Consider the following 20,710-nt stretch of genomic DNA (forward strand, 5'->3'; position numbering starts at 1 on the left):
CATCCGTCACGGAGCGTGGCGGATCGGTCTCGCGGCGGTCGCCGCCCGACCGTCGTCCCGGTACCGCCCCTGCCGCGGACGCCCAGTAGTGCCGGGCGGCCCGTGGCGGCATCAGCGGCACGAACAAGCCCGCCGGGCCGCGGCTCACAGGCGCTCGAGGCACGTCCGCAGTTCGTGCGACGGCCGCGGCGTTCCGCCGTCGGCCGCATCGATGTGTTGTGCCCGGGCGGACCGCATGGTCGCGGGGCGCGCCGCGCAACGACGGGCACACTGGCCCCCCTGGCACACTCTCCCGATTCACGTCCTGTTCGGCGTTGCCGGCCGGTGGTCTGCGCCGTCGTCAGTCCTCGTCTCTGTCGTCAGTCCTCGCCTCTGACGATGTTCGACTCCGGTCCACGGCACGTCCTCGGGACCGTCCGGTCCTCGACGGCCGGTATGCAGGTACGCAGGGTGTTCTCACTTGGGATCCGGGACTGGTCCCGGCCCGGCTGAGGCGGGCGGACGACGGGTGTCTCGCTCGGGTGTGCGGTCACAACGCTTCATCTTCCTTCTGCATCCGATGGCGGCGAGGGCTCTCCCCACTCCGGCCGCTCGGCGCCAGTCGGTCGGGTCCCCACCGACGGCTGACCCAAACCACCATCGCGCCGGTCGACGTCGTACCGTGGCGCGGCCGTCACCGTCCGTGCGCGCCGCTCGGACGTATCCACCCGGACCGGTGAGTGCGGGGAAAGCGGTCGTCACAGCCACTCGTCGACGGCCGCGACCGCACTGTCGCCTTCTGGGGACGGCGGGTTCGCCGTAGTGTGTGGCGACCGGGGATTTGTCGGACCCGGCCTCCCCATCTGGTGCTGCGTGTCGTACGGATGGCCCCAGCAGCGGTCCAGGGTCACGGCCGCATTGGGGTCGACCGGTCGCTCCTCCACGTCGGTGGCCACCTCCAGATGGAAGGTGCCGCCCGCCAGAGCCATCCCGGTCGTCAGCTGGTCGATGCGCGTGGGCTGCGGCCGGACGGTCGGGTTGCGCGGAACGGTGACGTCGAGTTTCCACGGCTTGATGGGGATCGCGGCGGCGTTGGGGTACCCGTGCGCCGGAATCTCCGCGTAGTACTTGTAAGCCGGGGTGCCTTGCTGGACGGGAAAGCGCCCGGCGTCCGGGACACCCTTCAGCCCAGGGGTGCCGTACGCCGCCAGGGCTGCAGTGACTCCAGCCTGCCCGCCACATCCAGCAGAGCCGCCTCCGAGCCGGGCCGTCCGACCAGTTGCACCGCGCAGGGCGCACCGTTGGGGAACGTGCCGAAGGGGACCGACATCGCGGGCCAGCCCGTCAGGTTCCATGGCGGGGTCATGGGGGAGTAGTTGGTGTTGACCAGGATGTTGCGCAGCCAGCCGCGCTCGTGCCACGGCTCCGCGGCCGGACTGCGGCGGGCGAGCGCCGGCGTCAGCAGGATGTCGTGCTCGGAGAAGAACGGCTCCAGGATCCGGCGCAACTGCTCGCGGCGGGCGCCGGAGCGTGCGCCATGGACGAAGCGGCGGCCCACCGAAGCGTGCACCCGGGTACGGCGCGCCAGTCGTCCCGTGTCCAGGCCCTCGGCGTCGACCGCCGTACCGGCCGTCCAGTGCGCAAGGGAGGTCGTGCCCAGCCACCACGGGTAGGGCGGGTCGGCCGGGTGTACGTCATGACCCGCCTCGGCGAGCACGGTTGCCGCGGATCGGGCCGCCTCCGCGTACGGACGGCTCACCCGCACGCCGAGCACGGGGCTGCGCAGGGAGAGCGCGATCGTGAGTGCGGCGGGCTGCTTCGTGCTCGTCTCCCTTCGGCCGGCCAGGACTTGGAGCATCAGCCGGGCATCCTCGACGGTCGTCGCGAGCGGCCCGTTCTCGGACATGCCGAACCAGTCGCCGTTGCCGATGCCCGCGGGGACCGTGCCGTGTCCCGGCTTGATGGTGACGAGCCCGCAGTTGGCGGCGGGGATGCGCAGTGAGCCCATTCCGTCGTTGCCGAGCGCGATCGGCACCAGCCCGGCGGCCACCGCCGCCGCACTGCCCCCGGAGGAGCCGCCTGCCGTGCGCGAGGTGTCCCATGGGTTGCGGGCGGCCCCGAACACCCCCTCGGTGGTGCCGAAGACACACAGCTCGGGCACGTTCGTGAGCCCGACGACGACCGCCCCCGCCGCGCGCAGCCGGGCCACCGTGACATGGTCGTGGTCGGCAGGCGTGTCCGGTGTCGCGGCCGAGCCGTTGCGGGTGGACTCCCCGCGTACGGCCAGATTGTCCTTGACTGCCACCGGGACGCCGGCGAGGGGGAGTTCGGCCAGATCGGTACGGTCCGCGACCTCGTCGGCCTCGGCCGGTGCGGCGTCCGCGCGCACTCGGCGGAAGGCGCCGACGCGACCGTCGAGTTGCTCGATACGCGCGAGGTGTTCGGCCACGACCTCGCGCGGGGTGGTCCGCTTCTCGCGTACGGCGGCGGCGATCTCTGCGGCGGTACGGCCGACCCAGCTGGTCACGGGCGCTCCCTGTCGGTGCTCGGCGCGGTCGAGGCGTGCACGTACTGGCGAGTACGTGCAGAACTGTGCCCTGTCGAGGGCGCCACGTCGAGGGTCTGGCCGCGCCCTTGCCGCACGCGCTCCCCGGGTCATCGCCGGGGTGGCCGACTCCATGCACCCGGGACGGAAAGGTCATCCGATCACTGGCTCAAGTCCTATCGTTACGCGCCCCATTGACAGTCTCCCGGAGACAGCTCAATCATCAGACCTCCGATGAATTGGAGGTGCTCATGAACGCGTATCCAAGACGTCAGGTTCTCGGAGCCGCCGCGGTGGTGGCCGCGGGGGCGACGCTCCCCCTCGCCGTCCCGGCCTCGGCCGGGTCCGCCGGCTCACCCGGCGCGGACGCCCACTGGGTTCCGGTTCCCGATCCCGTTCCCGTCGCCCTCGACGGCTACTTCGACAACGATGCCATCGACACCGCCTCTGCCCGCGGCGGCAACTTCGACGGTTCCGGCTACACCTTCCCGGGTGAGGAACTGCCCGCAGGGCGCGTGGTCGTCGACGGCATCCTCTTCGACTTCCCGTCCTCCGCTGCGGGAGCCGCCAACAACATCGTGGCCCTCGGACAGCGCGTCGACCTGCCCAAGGGGCGTTACCTCTCCGCCCTGTTCCTCACCTCGGGCAGCTACGGCAACGCCTCCGGTCGGGCCACCGTGCACTACGCGGACGGGACGACGACGACCGGCGGGCTCGGCGGGTCCGACTGGTACGCGGCGGGCGGTTCGCTGTCGGCCCCGTACCGCTATGCACCGGACGGCAGCAAGGACGAGCACACCGTCGGCATCGGCACGGCCGAGATCTGGATCGATCCCGGGCGCGAGGCGGTCGGCCTCACCCTGCCGACCACCAACCCGGCCGAGGAGGGCAAGGCGTCCCTGCACGTCTTCGCGCTCTCCCTGCAGCCGGTCGCCGAGGGACGGGCGCTGGCGCTGCGCGACGCGCACTCCACGTTCTCCCTTCTCGAGGCCGGCGGTGCCCAGAGCGTGGAGGCGACCGTGGTCAACGCGGGCACGGTCGCCGTACTGGCCGCCGACGAGGTGGCCGTGAGCGTCGACGTCCCCGGTGCCCGTACCGTCGAACCGGGCCGGGTCAGCCGTCTCGACCCCGGTGAACAGGCCCGGGTACGGATCGGTATCCGCAACCGCGGAGGCACGACCCCCGGCACGGTGCGGTCCGGCACGGTCGCCGTCCACAGCGGCCGCCGCCAGGTCGGCGCCCGGACGGCGGACCTCACCCTCGGCGTGCCCGACTACCGGCCCACCGACGCCTCGCTCGCCGGGCACCAGGCGCCCTACTGGTTCCACCGTGCGAAGTTCGGCATCTTCATCCACTGGGGTGTCTACTCCGTGCCCGCCTGGTCACCGGTCGGCCAGCAGTACGCCGAGTGGTACTGGAACAACCTGCAGAGCGCGGACAACGCGGTGTACGCCTACCACGCGCAGACCTACGGCGAGGACTTCGCCTACGACGACTTCATCCCGATGTTCACCGCGGCCAGGTTCGACCCGCGGGCCTGGGTGGAACTGTTCCGGGACGCGGGCGCCCAGTACCACGTGCTCACCTCCAAGCACCATGAGGGCTTCGCCCTGTGGGACACCAAGCTCTCCGACCGCAACGCGGTGAAGATGGGCCCGAAGCGCGATCTGATCCGGGAACTCTTCGACGCCTCAGCGAAGTTCGCACCGGAGCTGCACCGGGGCCTCTACTTCTCGATGCCCGAGTGGTTCAACCCCGACAACCCGTGGATGGGTCACGCGCCGCGCAATCCGTACACCCTGGAGCCGGTCCCGTACACCGGATACACGGCGGGCAAGGACTATGTGAAGGACTACCAGGCCCCCCAGATGCTGGAGCTGATCCACCGGTACGACCCGGCCGTCCTGTGGTGCGACATCGGCGGTGCCAACGACAGCCTCGACGTCGTCGCCGAGTATTTCAACCACGGCAAGAACCGGCCGAAGCCGTACGAGGTGGCCGTCAACGACCGCTCGGGCATCGCCTTCCACGACTTCACGACCCCCGAGTACACGACGTACGACAACACCGTCGTCGCCAAGTGGGAGGCGAGCCGGGGTCTCGACCCGTTCAGCTACGGCTACAACCGGGCGACCCCGGACGACCGTTACATGACGACCGAGGAAGTCGTGCACAGTCTGGTCGACATCGTGTCGAAGAACGGCAACTTCCTCCTGGACATCGGTCCTCGCGCCGACGGCACCATCCCGGAGATCATGCAGACCCGGTTGCGTGAGACCGGCGACTGGCTGAAGACCAACGGCGAGGCGATCTACGACACGACGTACTGGTCCCGTATGGCGCAACTCGGGGAGGACCTCCGCTTCACGGTCCGGCAGAACGAGGCGTTCTACATCCACTCGCTGACACAGCCGGGCAGCACCCTGACGGTGGAGGCGCCCGTGCCGATCCGCGGCGGGGACAAGGTGACGATGCTCGGCCACGACCGGCCACTGACCTGGCGGGTGCGCAACGGCTCGCTCGTGATCGACGTGCCCCAGGCGGCGCGCAGGGCGGGCCGCCACGTCTGGGTGTTCAAGGTGGAGTGGCACAGCTGAGCGAGAAGGGCCGTCGGCGGCGAACCCCCCGGGCGTCGTGCCCGGGGCGGAGCCGGTTCGTCGCCGACGGTCCGGGAGGGGGCGCGGGAGTCCGGTCGTCGTCAGGCCGGGGTGATCCCCGCCGCCTCCCGCATGTCCACCGCACTTCTCACCCGGGGGACTCGCTCCCCCGGGGCCGGGGCTGAGAGTCGAGCGCCGCCCCGGTGCTCTCCCGCTCGATCAGCCGCGGCACGGGTACCTGCACCGTGCGGGCCGGGCCACCGTCCAGCAGCGCCGTCAGCTCTTCCGCCGCCTTGCGGCCGAACTCCACCGTGTCACGGGAGAGTGCGGACAGCCACGGCTTGACCATGCGGCACAGCGCAGAGTCCTCCCACGAGATCACCGAGACGTCGGCCGGTACCGCGAAGCCCAGCTCGGCCGCCGCCGTGACGCCGGCGAGCGCCATCACGTCGTTGTCGTAGACCAGCGCGGTCGGCGGTGCGTCCTCGGCCAGCACGCGGCGGGTGACGGCGGCGCCCTCCGCGTCCGAGTAGTCGGTGGTCACCGACCGCACTTCGTGAAGGCCCCGCCGTTCGGCCTCCGTGCGCAGCGTACGGATGCGGCGCTCGGTGTGCGCGAGGCCCGGAAGTCCCGCGATGTGCACGATCCTGCGGTGGCCCAGCGCATACAACTGGCCGACCACCGCCGTCATCGCGCCCGCGTCGTCGGCCCAGACCGTGGACAGTCCGGGATGGCGCGCGTCCGGCACCCCGCCGATCACCACCGCGGGCAGGCCCAGTTCGTCGAGCAGATCGGGGCGCGGATCGTCCGTACGCGGATCGACCACCAGCACGCCGTCCACCCGGTGCTCGGCCCACCAGCGACGGTAGACGCCGCATTCCGCGTCCACATCCTCCACCACCTGGAAGAGCAGGCCCAGGTGACGTTCCGCCAGTACCTCCTGGATGCCGGAGATGAGCTGGAGGAAGAAGGAGTCCACGCCCAGCGTGTCCGCCGGACGCGCCACGACCAGGCCGACCGTGGCCGCGCCCTCCCCGGAGAGCTGGCGCGCCGCGGTGCTCGGCCGCCAGCCCAGCTGCTCGGCGACCCGGCGCACCCGGTCGCGGGTGATCTCGGAGACACCCGGCCGCCCGTTGAGCGCGAAGGAGACGGCGCTCTCGGAGACCCCGGCGCGCCGGGCGATGTCCTTCATGGTCGGACGGCGTGCGGGGGACCGCTTGGCGGGCACGGCGGCCCCTTTCTTTGAGCGGACTAATGCGCTTGAGTGCCTAGACCCTAAAGCGCATTAGTGGGAGCGTGCAAGTACTCCTCGAGGGGTGCTCTGAACTGGACTAATGAGCTAGGTATTTCATTAGCTGAGGCGAATCCATTGACTTCTCTCGAACGTGCCGTGCATGGTCGCTGGCGACACCAGCCGCCGACGCCGCAAGGGAGCCGTGTCACCGTGCCCACTCCATCCCGCAGAACATTCGCCGTCGCTGCCCTCGCCGCCCTCGTCCTGCCGCTGAGCGCCTGCGGTTCCTCGGACGACGGCAGTGGATCCACCGACGCGTCCGGCAAGGTCGAGGGGGACATCACCTTCCAGACCTGGAACCTGCGCGCCAACTTCAAGCCGTACTTCGACGGCCTGATCGCCGACTTCGAGAAGAAGTACCCCGGCACCCACGTGAAGTGGATCGACCAGCCCGCCGAGGGCTACGCCGACAAGCTCAGCGCGGACGCGGCGGGCGGGACCCTGCCCGACGTGGTCAACGTCTCGCCCGACCTGCTCGCCCCCCTGGTCAAGGCGGGGCTCGCCCTCGACCTCGACAAGGCGGCGGCCAAGTACCGGCCCGAGTACCTCGACGGTGCCTGGACGGGGCAGCAGACACCGGGCGTCGGCGGTACCTACGCCTTCCCCTGGTACCTGAACACCGGCCCGATGTTCTACAACAAGGGCCTGTTCAAGAAGGCCGGACTCGACCCGGACTCGCCCCCGAAGACGTACGACGAACTCTTCACCGACGCCCTGCAGATGGCGCAGAAGAGCAACGGCAAGGTCGCCACCCTCGCCAATGTGCCCACCGTCGAGGACTTCGGCCGCTACGGCGTCGAGCTGATGAACAAGCAGGGCACCGGCTTCGCCTTCAACGACGCGAAGGGCGTCGAGCTCCTCACCAAGTACAAGGAGCTGTACGACGCCAAGGCGCTCGACCCGCAGGCCCTGACCGCCACGCCCGAGTCCTCCGGGAAGAAGTTCCTCACCGAGGCCGTCGCCATGAACCCGGGCAGCGCGCTGGACCTGGAGAACTTCAAGAAGCAGGCGCCGAACCTGTACAAGAACATCGGGATCACCGACCAGATCACCAGCACCGGTCACGTCAACATGTACGTGATGGGCGTGATGGTCAACTCCCGTACCAAGCACACCCCGGCGGCCGTCGCCTTCGCGCACTACGTGACCGACGCGCAGAACCAGATGTCGTTCGCGAAGCAGGTGGCCATCTTCCCGAGCACCGCCGGCTCGCTCGACGACCCGTACTTCACCAAGGAGGACGGCACGGACGAGACGCGGGTGCGGATCGCGGCCGCCAAGTCCCTGAAGAACGCTGTCAACTACACGCCCGTACTCTTCAGCGACCAGATGAAGACAGCGCTGCGCAACGAGGTCGCCAAGGCGCTCCAGGGCAAGGAGAGCCCCAAGGCGGCACTCGACAACGCTGTCAAGGCCTGCGACCAGCTTCTCCAGCAGCAGGGCTGAACCATCATGGCCACATCCACCGTGTCGCGGGTGCGGCGCCAACTCCCCACCAGTCCCTGGCTCTTCGCCGTGCCGGGGCTGGTGGTGACCGGCGTCTTCATCCTCTATCCGTTCGTCTCCACCGTGGTGAACGCCTTCACCGACCGCCGCACCCTGATCCCGGGCAGGTTCGTCGGGCTCGCCAACTTCCGCGAGCTGCTCCATGACGACATGTTCTGGATCGGCCTGCGCAACAGCGCGCTCTACGTCCTCGGGGTGGTCCCCGCGCTCGTCCTGCTGCCTCTGCTGCTCGCCCTGCTGGTGCAGAAGAACATCCCCGGTATCGCGTTCTTCCGCTCCGCCTTCTACACCCCGGTGGTCGCCTCCATCGTCGTCGTGGGGCTGATCTGGGTGTGGCTGCTGGACGAGCGCGGTCTGGTGAACTCGCTGCTGGAGACGATCGGAGTCGGCCGGGTCGGCTTCCTCAGCGACCAGTGGCTGCTCCTGCTGAGCGCCATGGCCGTCACGGTCTGGAAGGGCCTCGGCTACTACATGATCATCTACTTGGCCGCTCTCGCCCATGTCCCCCGTGAACTGCACGAGGCCGCGGCCGTGGACGGCGCGGGTGCCGTGCGTCGCTTTCTGACGGTCACCGTGCCCGCGCTCCGCTCCACCATGGTGCTGGTCGCCGCGCTCTCCTCGGTCGCCGCGTTCAAGGTGTTCTCCGAGGTGTATCTGATGGCCGGTCCCACCGGTGGCCCGGCCGGGGAGGACACGACCCTGGTCATGCTCGTCCAGCGCACCGGCACGGGCCTGACCGGCCGGGTCGGCTACGCCTCGGCGATCTCGCTCGTCGTGTTCGTCGTCACCGTGGCGCTGATGCTGCTCGTCCTGCGCGCGGACCGGAGGGAGGACGCATGAGTGTCGTGGAGAAGGCGCCGCCGGCTCCCGCGCCGGCCGTCGTGCACCGCGGACCGGTCACCGACGAGCACGGCCGCCGCATCCGGGTGTGGGAACTGGTCCTGAGGTACGTGCTGCTGCTGTTCGTGCTGGCGCTGACGGTGGGCCCGTTCCTGTGGCAGCTGTCCACCTCCCTCAAGGGCCCGACCGAGGACATCTTCAGCTCCCCGCCCTCCTTCCTGCCCGCCCACCCGACGCTGCACAACTACGCGCGCGTGTCGGACACCATCCCCGTGTGGGACTACGCCCTCAACTCGCTGAAGGTCGCCACCGCCAACGTCGTGACCAACTGCGTCGGCTCGGCCCTCGCGGGCTACGCGCTGGCCCGGCTGCGCTACCGGGGCCGCAGGGTCGCCACCCTCGTCTTCATCCTGGCGATGCTGGTCCCCGCGGAGAGCATCATCATCGCCCAGTTCACCACCATGCGGGAGCTCGGCCTCAACAACTCGCTGGTCGGCGTCGTCCTGCCGGGCAGCGTCGGCGCCATGAACGTGCTGCTGATGCGCAACGCCTTCCTCAACCTCCCCTTCGAGATAGAGGAGGCCGCGTTCGTCGACGGCGCCAACGTCTGGCAGCGGTTCGCCAGGATCGCGCTGCCGTCGGTCAAGGGCACCCTCGCCGTCGTCGCGATCTTCGCGTTCATGTTCTCGTGGGACGACTTCCTGTGGCCGCTGATCGTGCTGAGCGACCCGTCGAAGTTCACCCTGACCATCGGACTCAACTATCTGCACGGCACCTTCGCCAACGACGAGCGCCTCGTCGCCGCGGGCACCGTCATCGCGGTGGCGCCGCTCATGGTCCTCTTCGCCTGCCTGCAGCGGTACTTCTTCCGCGGCGTGGGCGAGGGCGCCGTCAAGGGCTGAACCTCCGTACGTGCACCACTGTCTGAAGGAATCCGCATGCCGCCTGCCGTGCGCTTCGGCGTCAACTACACCCCGAGCGAGGGGTGGTTCCATCACTGGCTCGACTTCGACCTGGACTCCGTACGCGCCGACCTCGACTCGATCGCCGCGCTGGGCCTCGACCACATCAGGGTCTTCGCGCTGTGGCCCTACTTCCAGCCCAACCGCACCATGATCCGCCCGCGCGCGGTCGAGCAGCTCCTCTCGCTCGCCGACGCGGCGGCCGAACGCGGACTGGACGTCAATGTGGACGGTCTGCAGGGACATCTGTCGAGCTTCGACTTCCTCCCCGCCTGGACGCAGACCTGGCACCGGCGCAACATCTTCACCGATCCGCAGGTCGTCGAGGGCGAGGCCGCATACCTGCGGACGCTCGCCGCAGCGCTCGCCGACCGGCCGAACTTCATCGGCATGACGATCGGCAACGAGGTCAACCAGTTCGCCGCAGGACCGCATCCGGACCCGGACCGCATCACCCCGGAGCAGGCCGGGCGGTGGCTGACCCGGTTGCTCGCCGCGTGCGCCGAGGGCGCCCCCGGCAGACTGCATCTGCACGCCTCCTACGACGCCGCCTGGTACCAGGACGACCAGCCCTTCACCCCCGAGCACTCGGCCCGCCTCGGCGATCTCACCGCCGTGCATTCCTGGGTGTTCAACGGCACCGCCCAGCGCCACGGCCGCACCGGGACCGCCACCGAGCACCACGCGGCCTACCTCGTCGAGCTCTCCAAGGCCTGGGCGGACGACCCGCACCGCCCCGTATGGCTCCAGGAGGTCGGTGCGCCCGCCCCGCTGATCCCCCCGGAGCACGCCGCGGCCTTCACCGAGGCGACCGTCACCAACGCGCTCGACTGCCCGGACCTGTGGGGCGTGACCTGGTGGTGCTCGCACGACGTCAGCCGCGATCTTGGCGACTTCCCCGAACTCGAATACGGGCTCGGCCTCTTGACCAACGACCGGCGGCCCAAACCCGCGGCCGCGGCGCTCGCGCGGATCGCCGGTGCACGGCGGGCGGCCGAGCCGGCACCCCGCACCACCGCACTGGCCGTCGACACAACGGCCGGACGCTCCGTCTGCGCTCCCGGCGGCGCCGTCTTCGAGGCCTTCGCCCGGCTGACCGCCGACGGGGCCCGGCCCACCACAGTTCTCGCGAGCCGCGCCGACGACAAGGAGCACCTCGCGGCCCGTGGCATCACCGAAGTCGTCACCCCCGATCAGGTCACCGAGTAGCCCGTCCCCACTCCGTCCCCACGACGAAACGGAGCACACAGTGAACCTCAGCAGACGCGCCGTCCTGCTCGCCGGAGCGGCAACCGCGCTCACCCCCGTGCTGCCCACGTCCGGCGCCTCGGCGGCGACCCGCGACCTCCAGCCGTACGCCTCCTACTGGTACCCCGACTCCCTGCCCTCCGGCACCCCGGGCACCGGCATCACCTGGCGCAGCCTGAAGACCTGGACCGCCGCCGCCGACACGGACCTGGCCTTCAACGCCGCCTCCGTGCCGCTCGCCGCCCGCTTCACCCCCACCCCCGCGAACACCACCGCACGCTCCGGGCAGGCCCGCGTCCAGTCGCTGGTCTCGTTCGGGCCCACTTCGGCCAACCCCTCCCAGGGCGCGCCCACCGCCGACTACTACGCCCCGACCCACTGGGCGTATGTCGACGAACTCGTCTTCTGGGGCGGTTCGGCCGGCGAGGGACTGGTCCTCGCGCCCAACGCCCCGATCGTGGACGCGGCCCACCGGCACGGCGTACCCGTCCTCGGCAACATCTTCCTGCCGCCCGTGGCCTTCGGCGGACAGCTCCAGTGGACTCGTGACCTCGTCCAGAAGGACGTCTCGGGGCATTTTCCGCTCGCCCGGCAGCTCGTCGCGGTCGCGCAGGCGTACGGCTTCGACGGCTGGTTCGTCAACGCCGAGACCGGTGGCGGGGACAGCGCGCTCGGCGCCGACATGCTCGGGTTCGTCAAGGAGCTGAAGGCGCTCAGCGCGGCGAAAGGGCTGCGCGTCACCTGGTACGACGCGATGACCGTGAACGGCACGGTTTCGTGGCAGGGCGCACTCGACAGCCAGAACCAGGCGTTCTTCCAGTGGGCGGACACCATGTTCGTCGACTTCAGATGGTCGAAGAGCTCGCTGGCGTCCTCGGGCACGCTGGCCGGGCAGCTCGGGCGCAACCGCTATGAGCTGTGGGCCGGCGTCGACGTGGAGTCGGGCGGCACCGGCACCTCGGTGAACTGGGACGCGATCGTGCCGGCCACCGCCGCGCACGTGACGTCGATCGGCTTCTACCGGCCGGAGTGGACCCGTAACCACCTGCCCGCGAACCGCACGCCCGGCGACTTCCACGCGGCCGACGACCTGTTCTGGACCGGTGCGTCGCTCGACCCGTCCCGGCCCGACACCACGGCGGGCTGGCGCGCCCCGGCCCTGTCTGTCGCCGACCGGTCCACCGTCGACGCGCTCCCGTTCGCGACCGTCTTCAACACCGGGCACGGACTGAAGTGGTACGAGGACGGCGAGGCCACCTCTGCCACCCCCTGGAACCACCTCGGCCTGCAGGACCGGCTGCCCTCCCGCCGGTGGGTCGTCCGCACCAGCGGCACCCGCCCCTCGGTCGCCTTCGACTTCGCGGACGCCTGGCGCGGCGGCAGCAGCCTGCTGGTCTCCGGGGCCCTCGACGCACCGGCCACCCTGGAGCTGTACGCGACCCGGCTGCCGATCGGCCCGAAGACGGTCGTGGAGGTGACCCACCGGGCCGACGCGGGCGACGTCCGCGCGGAGCTGGCTGTCGCCACCACGGAGCCGGGCGCCGCGGGCCAGGCGCCCTCGTACGCCTTGTTCCCGCTGTCGGGCGGCGCCGGCTGGCAGACCACGACCGTGCCGCTGACGGGCCTGTCCGGCACGGTCCGCAGGCTGGCCGTGCGACTCACCGGCAGTGGCGGCGAGGTGCGCTGGCGCCTCGGGCGGCTCGCCGTCCGCGACGCGGTGACCGCTCCGGCCGCCCCGGCCGGGCTGCGCGTCATCGACGCCGAGGGCGGCGATCTGCGGTTCGCCTGGCAGGCGGCCCCCGCCGCCCACAGGGCCGGGGCCCCCGGTGTACGGCACTACGAGCTGTACCGGATCCTGTCCGACGGGACGCGCCGTTTCCTCGGCGGCACCTGCCAGTCGGCTTACTACGCCGGGGGGCTCACGGCGGAGCAGGGCGAGAATGCCGCACGGTTCGAACTGCGCGCTGTCGGGGAGCTCTACAACGTCTCGACTCCGGCCACGACGACCCACCGCTGGTAACACCCGCACCCACACCCCACGGAGCACCCCATGCATGACGACCGCACCCTGGTCGAAGCCCGCCTGCGCCGCGTCCTCGACGAGCGCATCCGCCCCGCCGTGTATCCCGAGTCCGTGCCGCTCCAGGTCGCTGTGTGGCACGCACCCGGGGAGCCGGTACCGGTCGCCGAGGGGCTCGCCGCTCCCGTCGAACCGATCGCGGTGGGCGCTCGCTGGGGCGCCCCGTGGGGCACCAGCTGGTTCCGGGTGACCGGGACCGTGCCCGAGGCCTGGGCGGGCAGGACCGTCGAGGCCCTGCTGGACCTCGGGTTCGACGAGAACATGCCCGGCTTCCAGTGCGAAGGCCTCGTCTACCGGCCCGACGGCACCCCGGTGAAGGGGCTCAACCCGCGCAACCAGTGGGTGCGGATCGGGTCCCCGGCCGAGGGCGGCGAGCAGGTCGAGCTGTGCATCGAGGCCGCCTCGAATCCAGTCATCCTGGACTACCACCCCTTCCGGCCCACGCAGCTCGGCGACAAGGAGACGGCGGGCGCCGAACCGCAGTACCGGCTGGAGCGCATGGACCTCGCGGTGTTCGACGAGCCCGTCTGGCAGCTGGTCCTCGATCTCGAGGTACTCGGTGAGCTGATGGCCGAACTGCCGGTCGACTCGGCGCGGCGCTCGGAGATCCTGCGCGCGGTGGACCGGGCGCTGGACGCCGTGGACCTCCAGGACGTCAACGGCACTGCGGAACGCGCTCGTTCGCAGCTCACCGAGGTCCTGGCGGCCCCCGCCGCGCCCTCCGCCCACCGCATCAGTGCCGTCGGGCATGCGCACATCGACTCGGCGTGGCTGTGGCCGCTGCGTGAGACGGTGCGCAAGGTGGCCCGTACGACGTCCAACATGACCGCGCTCATCGAGGACGAGCCGGAGTTCGTCTTCGCCATGTCCCAGGCCCAGCAGTGGGCGTGGGTCAAGGAGCACCGGCCCGAGGTGTGGGCGCGGGTGAAGAAGGCCGTGGCGGAGGGCCGGTTCGTGCCGGCGGGCGGCATGTGGGTGGAGTCGGACACCAACATGCCGGGCTCGGAGGCGATGGCCCGTCAGTTCGTGCACGGCAAGCGGTTCTTCCTGGACGAGTTCGGCATCGAGAACGACGAGGCGTGGCTGCCCGACACCTTCGGGTTCGCGGCAGGACTTCCGCAGATCATCAAGGCGGCCGGGTCCAAGTGGCTGCTCACGCAGAAGATCTCGTGGTCGCAGACCAACAAGTTCCCGCACCACACGTTCCTGTGGGAGGGCATCGACGGGACCCGGATCTTCACCCACTTCCCTCCCGTCGACACCTACAACTGCTCGATGAAGGGCAGCGAGATCGCCCACGCCGCACGGAACTTCAAGGACAAGGGGGTCGCCAGGCACTCGCTGGCGCCGACCGGCTGGGGTGACGGCGGCGGTGGCACGACGCGGGAGATGATCGCGAAGGCGGCACGTCTGCGGGATCTCGAGGGCTCGGCGACGGTGGTGTGGGAAACGCCGGAGAAGTTCTTCGAGAAGGCGGAGCGGGAGTACGCCCATCCGCCCGTCTGGGTGGGCGAGCTGTACCTGGAACTGCACCGCGCCACGCTGACCAGCCAGGCCAGGACCAAGCAGGGCAACCGGCGCAGCGAACACCTGCTGAGGGAGGCCGAGTTGTGGGCGGCCACGGCGGCCGTGCGGTCTGGATTCCGCTACCCGGCCGAGGACCTGGACCGCATCTGGAAGACGGTCCTGCTCCACCAGTTCCACGACATCCTGCCCGGCTCCTCGATCGCCTGGGTGCATCGCGAGGCGCGGGCCACCTACGAGCGGATCGCCGGCGAACTGAACGGGATCATCGAGGCGGCGCAGCGGACGCTGGCCGGTGAGGGGTCGGTGCCGCTGGTGTTCAACGCGGCCCCGCACTCCCGGTCCGGGGTCCCCGCCGGCGGGGCGGGCGAGCCGGCAGTCGGGGGCGAGGTGTCGCTGACGGCACGCTCCGACGGCGGCTTCGTCCTGCACAACGGGCTGCTGCGCACGGAGATCGACGCCCGGGGGCTGGTCGTCTCCGTGTACGACCTCCGGGCCGAGCGTGAGACGGTCGCACCCGGGTGCGCCGCCAACCTCCTCCAGCTCCACCCCGATTTCCCCAATATGTGGGACGCCTGGGACGTGGACGCGTTTTACCGCAACTCGGTCACCGATCTGGTCGAGGCCGACGAGGTCGGGCCGGGCGAGGACGGCGTGTCGGTGCGCGTCGTGCGGTCCTTCGGCGACTCACGGGTCACCCAGGTGCTGTCGCTCGCGCCGGGCGAGCGGCGGCTGGAGATCGACACGGAGGTCGACTGGCACGAGACGGAGAAGTTCCTGAAGCTGGCGTTCCCCCTGGACGTGCATGCCGAACGGTACGCGTCCGAGACCCAGTTCGGGCACTTCCACCGCCCCACCCACACCAACACCTCCTGGGAGGCGGCGAAGTTCGAGGCCTGCAACCACCGGTTCGTGCATCTGGAGGAGCCCGGCTGGGGTGTCGCGGTGGTGAACGACTCCACCTACGGCCACGACGTGACCCGCACGGTGCGGGACACCGACTCCGGTACGACCACCACCGTCCGGGCCTCGCTGCTGCGGGCCCCGCGCTTCCCCGACCCGGAGACCGACCAGGGTGTCCACCGTTTCCGGCACGCGCTGACGCCGGGAGCCACGATCGGGGACGCGGTGCGCGAGGGCTGGCGGATCAACCTGCCGGAACGGCGGGCGGACGGTGAGCGCGCGGTTGAGCCACTGGTGACGGTGGCGCAGGACGCGGTCGTGGTCACGGCGGTCAAGCTGGCCGACGACGGCAGCGGTGACGTCGTCGTGCGCTTCCACGAGTCCCGCGGCGGTCGCACCGAGGCCACGCTCACCGCGGGGTTCGAGGTGGCGGCGGTGGTGCCGACGGACCTCTTGGAGCGCCCGCTCGGCGATGCGCCCGCACCGCACCGCGAGGGCGGCCGGATCACGCTGCGGCTGCGTCCGTTCGAGCTGGTGACCCTGCGGTTGAAGCGGGCCTGAGGCGGGCGCGGGGCATCGCGCGTTCGGCGCGCGGTGCCCCGCCGGGAGCCCGCCGGGGCTTGTGCCCCTTGATCACAGGACGGCGGTGGGCGCGGGCATTCGATGGTGCTCGTCCCGGGGACGGCCGCCTATGGGGTGAGCTGCGCCCGCAGCCACTGCTCCACCTCGCCCACGTGCGCGGCGGCCGCCGCCCGGGCCGCCTCCGGATCGTGGGCGACCAGGGCCCGGTGGATCGCAGCGTGTTCGCGGCGGGTGCGGGCGAAGGCGCCCTCCTCCTGGTAGCCGCGCCAGACGCGGGCCCGGAAGGTGCGTGAGGACAGGCCCTCCAGTATCGCGGCCATGGTCTCGTTGCCGGCGGCTGCGGCGATCTCGCGGTGGAAGGCGAGGTCGTGCGCGAGGATCTCCTCCGGGTCCTCCGTCGCGTTCATCGCGGTCAAGTGCTTCTCGACCTCGGCGAGTTGATCGTCCGTGATCCGGGCGGCCGCGAGGGCCGTGGCCGTCGACTCCAGGATGCGCCGGACCTCGAGCAGCTCGACCAGGCGCGGTCCGCGCGAGAGATCCGCCACCACGCCGAACGTCTCCAGGAGGTCGCCCGCCTCCAGCAGGGTCACATAGATGCCCGAGCCGTGCCGCGCCTCCAGTACGCCGAGGACCGTGAGCGCACGGATCGCCTCCCGCATCGAGCTGCGCGAGATGCCCAGCTGGACCGCGAGATCCCGTTCCGTCGGCAGCCGCTGGCCGGGCTCCAGCCGGCCCTCGGCGATCATCGCCTTGATCTGCTCGATGGCGCGCTGCGTCACCGTCCCCTTCTGCGGAGCGTTCGCAGTCCTCTCCGGCTCCGTCCCCTCGGTCGGTGTCTCGTCCACGCCACTTCCTCCCGTTGCCGTGTGCGGCAGTCTAATCACTGATGTGGTCCGACCACTACGGTCGGATTACCGGAAATCTTGCCGCCGAAGGGTGTTGTGTGGGCCGAGTGGTCTGATAAGTATGCGGGCAACTGGTCGATCACGCTCGATGAGGAGCCGACAGATGGCCCGCAGGACAGTGCGGTACGGACGGCAAGGCAGGCGAATCTCCTCGTGGGCGGTGCGCGCGACGGCCGCGGCCGCTTGCGGCACCTTGGCGCTCACGGCATGCGGCAGCACGAAGGACGCCGGACCGGCCAGCGCCGGAGGCGACGGCACCGGGAAGGTCGGGGTGATCCTGCCCCTGCTGACCTCGCCGTTCTGGCAGTCCTACAACGACTACGTGCCCAAGATGGCGAAGTCGGAGGGCGTCGACGCCCTGAAGACGGTCAACTCCAACAGTGACCCGTCCCAGCAGATCACCGACATCAACAACGAGCTCAATCAGGGCGTGAAGGGGCTGGTCGTCGCCCCGCTGGACAGCGCCGCCATCGAGGCCGGGCTCGACCAGGCCGAACGCAAGGGCGTCCCGGTGGTCGCCGTCGACGTCGCGCCCGACAAGGGCAAGGTGGCGATGGTGGTGCGTGCCAACAACGTCGCCTACGGCGAGAAGGCCTGCGACTACCTCGGTCAGCACGTCACCACCGGCAAGGTCGTGCAGATCATGGGCGACCTCGCCTCGGTCAACGGCCGGGACCGCTCGGAGGCGTTCCGCGACTGCGTCAAGAAGAAGTACCCCAAGCTGAAGGTCCTGGAGATCCCCGCCAAGTGGGAGTCCGACACCGCGGCCTCCAAGCTCGACACGCTCCTGAACGCCAACCCCGACATCAAGGGCATCTACATGCAGGCCGGCGGCGTCTACCTCGCGCCCACGCTGCAGACCCTCAAGTCCAAGAACATGCTGAAGACGGCGGGCCAGAAGGGCCACATCGCCATCGTCTCCAACGACGGCATCCCGCAGGAGTTCGACGCGATCCGCAAGGGCGAGATCGACGCCACCGTCTCGCAGCCGGCGGACTCCTACGCCAAGTACGGCATGTACTACATCAAGGCCGCCATGCAGGGGAAGACGTTCAAGCCCGGCCCCACCGACCACGACTCCGAGATCGTCAAGCTGCCCAGCGGCATCCTTGAGGACCAGCTGCCGGCCCCGCTGGTCACCAAGGACAACGTCGACGACCCCAAGCTCTGGGGCAACACGGTCAAATGAGCACACCAGTCGTCACCCCCCTGGTGGAGGCGCGGGGGATCGTCAAGCGGTACGGCCCCACGGTCGCCCTGAGGGAGGGGCAACTCACCGTGCTCCCGGGTGAGTCCCATGCCCTCGTCGGTCGCAACGGCGCCGGCAAGTCCACCCTCGTCAACGTCCTCACCGGGCTGCAGGCCGCCGACGAGGGCACGATCCGCTTCGACGGCGAGCCCGCGCCCCCGCTCGCCGACCGCGACGCATGGCGGCGCAAGGTCGCCTGCGTCTACCAGAAGCCCACGGTCGTACCGGAGTTGTCGGTCGCCGAGAACCTGCTGATCAACAGGCAGCCGACCGGTCGTGGCGGACTCATCAGCTGGCGCAGGCTCAAGGCCGAGGCGGCCGAGGTCCTCGCCACCTGGGACGTGCACGTCGATCCGGACGCCCGCACGGCCGACCTCAAGGTCGAGGACCGCCAGATGGTGGAGATCGCCCGGGCGCTGAGCTTCGGCGCCCGCTTCATCATCCTCGACGAGCCGACCGCGCAGCTCGACAACCGGGAGATCGAGCGTCTCTTCACCCGCATGCGGGCGCTGCAGGAATCCGGTGTCACCTTCCTGTTCATCTCGCATCACCTCCAGGAGGTGTACGAGGTCTGCCAGACCGTCACGGTGCTGCGCGACGCGCGGTGGATCACCACCGCCCCCGTCGCGGATCTCTCCCGCGCGGCCCTGGTGGAGGCCATGGCGGGCGAGATCGTCGCCGAGCGCGCCGCGTCGGCGCGGGACGCCGTGGCGGACGACGCCCCGGTGGCCCTCGAGGCGCGGGGGCTGACCTCCGAGTCGTACGACGGCATCGACCTCTCCGTGCGCCACGGAGAGGTCGTGGGCCTCGCCGGTTCCAGCGGCAGCGGGAAGATCGAACTCGCGGAGACGTTCGCGGGACTGCGCACCCCGACCGGTGGCACGGCCCGGCTCGACGGCAGGCCGCTGCCGTTCGGCGATGTGCAGGCCGCGCTCGGGGCGGGCGTCGGCTGCGTGCCCCGGGACCGGCACGAACAGGGGCTCGTCGCCGGGATGACCGTCGGCGACAACGCCACCATGAGTGTCCTGGGCCGCCTCGGCAGGTACGGGTTCATCGGAACCCGGCGCAAACGCGTCTTCGCCGCCGATCTCATCCGGCGTCTCGACATCCATGCCGAGGGCCCGGACCAGCCGGTCTCCGACCTGTCCGGCGGCAATGCGCAGAAGGTCGTCATGGCCCGCGCCCTGGCCTCCGATCCGCGTCTGCTGGTCCTCATCAACCCCACGGCGGGCGTCGATGTGAAGTCCAAGGAGTCGCTGCTGGCCCGGATGGACAGCGCCCGTGAGGACGGCACCGCCGTGCTCGTCGTCTCCGACGAGCTCGACGACCTGCGGCGCTGCGACCGCGTCCTCGTTCTCTTCCACGGCCGGATCGTCGCCGAGCACCCGGCGGGCTGGCACGACCACGAGCTGATCGCTTCCATCGAAGGAGTGGACCATGGCTGACACCAAGGCCCAGCCGCTCACGCCCGTCCCGGTCCCCGAGGCGCGTTCGGCCAGGTCCGTGCTGCTCCGCCGGGCCCGCGAACTCGCCCTTCTCCCCGCACTGTTGCTGCTCATGGTGCTGGGCGCGTTCGTGAACGACTCGTTCCTCACCGAGCGGAACATCATCTCGATCCTGGGTGCCTCGGCGGCCCTCGCGATGGTCGTACTGGCCGAGTCGCTCGTGCTGATCACCGGCAAGTTCGACCTGTCCCTGGAGTCGGTCGTCGGTATCGCTCCGGCGGTGGGCGCTCTGCTCGTCCTGCCCGCCGCCCAGTCCGGCTGGGGCACCGAGTGGCCCGCCGGACTCGCTCTCGTCGCGATCCTCGTCGTCGGCGCGGCGATCGGCGCCTTCAACGGCATCCTCGTGGTGAAGTTCAAGCTCAACGCGTTCATCGTCACCCTCGCCATGCTGATCGTCCTGCGCGGTCTGCTGGTCGGTGCGACCAAGGGCAAGACGCTGTTCGGGATGCCCGACGCGTTCTTCACCCTGGCCACCACGACGTTCCTACGCGTCCCGATGTCCGTGTGGCTGGCCGCCGTCGCCTTCGCGATTGCCGGTCTCGTCCTGCGCTACCACCGCGTGGGCCGCGCCCTGTACGCCATCGGCGGCAACGCGGACGCCGCCCGGGCCGCCGGGATCCGGGTGGAGCGGGTGATGCTCGGCGTGTTCGTCGTCGCCGGCTGCCTCGCCTCGATCGGCGGGATCATGCAGACCGGGTACGTGGGCGCGATCAGCGCCAACCAGGGCAACAACATGATCTTCACGGTGTTCGCGGCGGCGGTCATCGGCGGGATCAGCCTCGACGGCGGCAAGGGCACCATGCTCGGCGCGCTGACCGGTGTGCTCCTGCTGGGCGTCGTGCAGAACCTGCTGACCCTCGCCCAGGTGCCGTCGTTCTGGATCCAGGCCATCTACGGCGGAATCATCCTGGTCGCTCTCATGATCGCTCGTGTGACGACGGGCCGTGCCCAGGACTGACCTCCCTCGTTGGCGTAGATCGCCGTACGACGT

At 70.4% G+C, this 20,710-nt stretch carries 13 protein-coding genes; 10 read left to right on the top strand and 3 right to left on the bottom strand.

Annotation, left to right across the window (positions count from 1 at the left end; translation table 11 throughout):
• Nucleotides 1-1,162 precede the first annotated feature (1,162 nt).
• Entirely contained in the window at nt 1,163-2,506 is a 1,344-nt protein-coding gene (locus RCR19_RS32340; protein WP_331268316.1) for an amidase, read from the bottom strand.
• Between the two features lie 269 nt (nt 2,507-2,775).
• Between RCR19_RS32340 and RCR19_RS32345 the strand changes: the two genes are divergently transcribed.
• Nucleotides 2,776-5,121, top strand: a complete 2,346-nt coding sequence (locus RCR19_RS32345; RefSeq protein ID WP_331268317.1) for an alpha-L-fucosidase — start codon at nt 2,776-2,778, stop codon at nt 5,119-5,121.
• A gap of 148 nt (nt 5,122-5,269) precedes the next feature.
• On the opposite strand, the gene RCR19_RS32350 is transcribed toward RCR19_RS32345, so the two are convergent.
• Nucleotides 5,270-6,349, bottom strand: a complete 1,080-nt coding sequence (locus RCR19_RS32350; protein WP_331268318.1) for a LacI family DNA-binding transcriptional regulator — start codon at nt 6,347-6,349, stop codon at nt 5,270-5,272.
• Between the two features lie 216 nt (nt 6,350-6,565).
• On the opposite strand from RCR19_RS32350, the gene RCR19_RS32355 reads away from it, so the two are divergent.
• From RCR19_RS32355 to RCR19_RS32380, 6 genes are read left to right on the top strand one after another with little or no spacing between them, the layout of a single operon-like run.
• Nucleotides 6,566-7,861 carry an extracellular solute-binding protein gene (locus tag RCR19_RS32355; RefSeq protein ID WP_331268319.1) on the top strand — a complete coding sequence of 432 codons (1,296 nt, stop codon included), beginning with the start codon at nt 6,566-6,568 and terminating at the stop codon, nt 7,859-7,861.
• A 6-nt stretch (nt 7,862-7,867) separates the two neighbouring features.
• Nucleotides 7,868-8,761 (top strand): sugar ABC transporter permease, encoded by an 894-nt coding sequence (locus tag RCR19_RS32360; RefSeq protein ID WP_331268320.1) that lies wholly within the window; start codon nt 7,868-7,870, stop codon nt 8,759-8,761.
• Nucleotides 8,758-9,663, top strand: a complete 906-nt coding sequence (locus RCR19_RS32365) for a carbohydrate ABC transporter permease (protein ID WP_059126814.1) — start codon at nt 8,758-8,760, stop codon at nt 9,661-9,663. The genes RCR19_RS32360 and RCR19_RS32365 overlap by 4 nt, the downstream gene beginning before the upstream one ends.
• Before the next feature lie 36 nt (nt 9,664-9,699).
• A complete protein-coding gene (locus RCR19_RS32370; RefSeq protein WP_331268321.1) occupies nt 9,700-10,932 on the top strand; it encodes a glycosyl hydrolase in 1,233 nt (410 codons plus the stop codon).
• Nucleotides 10,933-10,972: 40 nt separating this feature from the next.
• Nucleotides 10,973-12,991: an endo-beta-N-acetylglucosaminidase gene (locus tag RCR19_RS32375; protein WP_331268322.1), complete on the top strand. Its 2,019-nt coding sequence runs from the start codon at nt 10,973-10,975 to the stop codon at nt 12,989-12,991.
• 30 nt (nt 12,992-13,021) lie between these two features.
• Nucleotides 13,022-16,039 (top strand): glycoside hydrolase family 38 C-terminal domain-containing protein, encoded by a 3,018-nt coding sequence (locus RCR19_RS32380; RefSeq protein ID WP_331268323.1) that lies wholly within the window; start codon nt 13,022-13,024, stop codon nt 16,037-16,039.
• Nucleotides 16,040-16,167: 128 nt separating this feature from the next.
• Here the strand turns inward: RCR19_RS32380 and RCR19_RS32385 are convergent, their stop codons facing one another.
• Nucleotides 16,168-16,905, bottom strand: coding sequence for a FadR/GntR family transcriptional regulator (locus tag RCR19_RS32385; RefSeq protein WP_331268324.1), 738 nt, complete (start codon nt 16,903-16,905; stop codon nt 16,168-16,170).
• 163 nt (nt 16,906-17,068) lie between these two features.
• Between RCR19_RS32385 and RCR19_RS32390 the strand changes: the two genes are divergently transcribed.
• Genes RCR19_RS32390 through RCR19_RS32400 form a run of 3 tightly spaced genes read left to right on the top strand, consistent with a single transcriptional unit; the run spans nt 17,069 to nt 20,677 of the window.
• Nucleotides 17,069-18,154 (top strand): sugar ABC transporter substrate-binding protein, encoded by a 1,086-nt coding sequence (locus tag RCR19_RS32390; RefSeq protein WP_331268325.1) that lies wholly within the window; start codon nt 17,069-17,071, stop codon nt 18,152-18,154.
• A complete protein-coding gene (locus RCR19_RS32395) occupies nt 18,151-19,659 on the top strand; it encodes a sugar ABC transporter ATP-binding protein (RefSeq protein ID WP_331268326.1) in 1,509 nt (502 codons plus the stop codon). The genes RCR19_RS32390 and RCR19_RS32395 overlap by 4 nt, the downstream gene beginning before the upstream one ends.
• Nucleotides 19,652-20,677: an ABC transporter permease gene (locus tag RCR19_RS32400; RefSeq protein ID WP_331268327.1), complete on the top strand. Its 1,026-nt coding sequence runs from the start codon at nt 19,652-19,654 to the stop codon at nt 20,675-20,677. Before RCR19_RS32395 ends, RCR19_RS32400 begins: the two co-directional genes overlap by 8 nt.
• Nucleotides 20,678-20,710: the final 33 nt, after the last annotated feature.

Source organism: Streptomyces sp. WAC07094 (assembly GCF_036320405.1).
GTDB lineage: Bacteria > Actinomycetota > Actinomycetes > Streptomycetales > Streptomycetaceae > Streptomyces > Streptomyces lannensis.